This window comes from Gelidibacter pelagius (assembly GCF_017581925.1).
Lineage (GTDB): Bacteria > Bacteroidota > Bacteroidia > Flavobacteriales > Flavobacteriaceae > Gelidibacter > Gelidibacter pelagius.
Map to the genome: position 1 here is coordinate 1 of NZ_JAGEVG010000047.1, position 2,601 is coordinate 2,601.

At 39.8% G+C, this 2,601-nt stretch carries 2 protein-coding genes; both read left to right on the top strand.

All coding sequences use genetic code 11. From position 1 onward, the window contains the following. Positions 1–297 precede the first annotated feature (297 nt). Entirely contained in the window at positions 298–1,509 is a 1,212-nt protein-coding gene (locus J4051_RS18700) for a polysaccharide biosynthesis protein (protein WP_236027613.1), read from the top strand. A 3-nt stretch (positions 1,510–1,512) separates the two neighbouring features. Next, the gene (locus J4051_RS18705) at positions 1,513–2,184 is read left to right on the top strand and encodes a sugar transferase (RefSeq protein ID WP_208235411.1); all 672 of its coding nucleotides are present in this window, start codon (positions 1,513–1,515) and stop codon (positions 2,182–2,184) included. The last annotated feature ends 417 nt before the right edge of the window (positions 2,185–2,601 follow it).

The following is a 2,601-nucleotide window of genomic DNA, read 5'->3' on the forward strand; positions in this document are numbered from 1 at the left end:
AACGGGAGAAAAGAATAAAGAGCCAGGAGTCAAGACAAAATAAAATAGAAACACGAGTCAAGATTCAAGATTCGAGAGGGTTTATGAGTGATTAACTGTTGAAGATTGAAGATTGAAGATTGTTGATTTTTGAATAACGAATAACGAATAACGAATAACGAATCATGAATAAAGGTCAACTTCATTCAGGGACATTCACATCTTTCACCACTCACCTCTCACCACTAATCTCTAATCCCTAATGCCTCAATGCTAATCCCTCAAACCTAATACCTAACATCTAAAACACACACACAAATGAACATCATAGACATTCCAAATTTCATAAACACATACATCACAAAAAGAGAAACCAGTCTTTTTGAAAAGGATATTGAAGCCAATTCCGCTATTCTAAGTGAAAAAATAGCAGGTAAATCGGTTTTGGTGATCGGAGGCGCCGGAACCATTGGTTCTTCGTACATCAAAGCCATTTTAAAGTTTAAGCCAGGAAAACTGTTTGTAGTTGACACCAACGAAAATGGGTTAACGGAATTGACACGTACCTTGCGTTCGGATGCCAATACCTTTGTTCCAGAGGAGTTCAAGACTTATCCCATGAGTTTTGGTGATCCTGTTTTTGAGAAACTATTTCTGGCGGAAGGACCGTTTGATATTGTAGCCAATTTTGCGGCACATAAGCACGTGCGGAGTGAAAAGGATAAGTATTCTATCGAGGCGATGATCGATAACAATGTGTTCAAGGCTAAAGCGTTTTTAGATTTGTTAATGGATCATAAGCCTGAGCATTTCTTTTGCGTTTCTACGGACAAGGCGGCAAATCCGGTGAATGTCATGGGGGCGAGTAAAAAACTCATGGAGGAAGTGATCATGGCCTATAGTAATGATTTGCAGATCACGACGGCGCGTTTTGCCAATGTTGCTTTTTCGAACGGCTCTCTATTGGCAGGTTATATTGAACGCTTATTTCAGAACCAACCCATCTCTTGTCCGTCCGACGTGAAACGCTTTTTTGTATCGCCTGAAGAGAGTGGCCAAATCTGTATGTTGGCGTGCATGCTCGGGAATTCGGGTGACATATTTTTTCCGAAATTGGCCGAAGAACAAATGGCGTTTTTTAAGGATATCACCATCGATTTTTTCAAAGCTTCCCAAAGACCAATTATAGAATGTCAGTCTGATGACGAAGCGAAGCAAAAAGCACTAACGACAAAAGAAGGCGACCCTTATCCTGTTTACTTTTTTGATACGGATACTTCTGGCGAGAAGTTGTACGAAGAATTTTTTACAGATACCGATGTGGTAGATCAAGAGACTTATAAGAGTTTAGGCGTCATAAAAAATGCCAGAAAATTATCACAAGCTGAAATCAATCAAACGATCTTAGGTTTAAAAAATTTGATGGCTTCAGGGCATTACGACAAAACAGCGATTGTTGATTTGTTAAAACAACATCTTCCAGATTTTGAACATATCGAAACCGGAAAGAGTTTAGATCAAAAAATGTAGTTTATGTATAGAGTATTTAAAAGAGGCTGCGATATTGTGGTCTCTGGAATCGCCTTAGTGATTTTAGCACCTTTGTTGATCCCCATTATGATTGGCCTGAAACTTACGGGGGAGGGCTATATCTGGTACAAACAGGAGCGGGTAGGCTACAAGAACCGACCTTTTTTGATTTGGAAATTTGCTACCATGCTAAAAGACAGTCCCAATATGGCAGGAGGTGTCCTTACGACCAAAAAAGACCCACGCATCACGCCAATGGGTGGCTTTTTAAGGAAAAGTAAAATCAATGAACTGCCCCAACTGATCAATATTTTTAAAGGGGATATGAGTGTTGTAGGGCCACGCCCGTTAATGCGGGTTAGTTTCGAAACGTATCCAAAAGATGTTCAAGAAGTCATTTATAATGTCAAGCCTGGTCTTACCGGAATAGGCTCCATTATTTTTAGGGATGAAGAGGAATTGATTACTCAAGTTAAAAATAGAGGAGAAGACACTTGGGCATTTTATACCAACCAAATCTATCCTTTTAAAGGTGAGGTTGAAAAATGGTATCAAGATCATGAATCGTTTGTTACCGACATAAAAGTGATTATAATTACGGCATGGGTGATTTTGAATCCAGAGAATGAGCTGGTTTATAAATGGTTTAAGGATTTACCGCGGCGACCGTTTTAGAGGATTCTGAGCTAAGTACCGAGTATTAAGAACTAAGAATCCGCCCGTATCTATGGATACGTTCGGACAAGTCAGGAGTTAGGAGCCAGGAGCCAGGACAAAAGAAAAAAGAAAAAAGACGAAAGACGAAAGAAAATAGAATGAAGAATCTGCCCGTATTTGTGGATGCTTTCGGATGAGTTTGAAGTCAGGAGTCAGGAGTCAGGAGCCAGGAGCCAGAACAAAAGAAGAAAGAAAAAAGAAAAAAGACGAAAGACGAAAGAAAGTAGAATGAAGAATCTGCCTGTATTTGTGGATGCTTTCGGATGAGTTTGAAGTCAGGAGTCAGGAGTCAGGAGTCAGGAGCCAGGACAAAAGAAGAAAGAAAAAAGACGAAAGAAAATAGAATGAAGAATCTGCCTGTATTTGTGGATGCTT

Bases quoted from the DNA above. Each gene is read 5' to 3' on its own strand.
- J4051_RS18705 (WP_208235411.1), top strand. From the start codon at position 1,513: ATGTATAGAGTATTTAAAAGAGGCTGCGATATTGTGGTCTCTGGAATC.
- J4051_RS18700 (WP_236027613.1), top strand. From the start codon at position 298: ATGAACATCATAGACATTCCAAATTTCATAAACACATACATCACAAAA.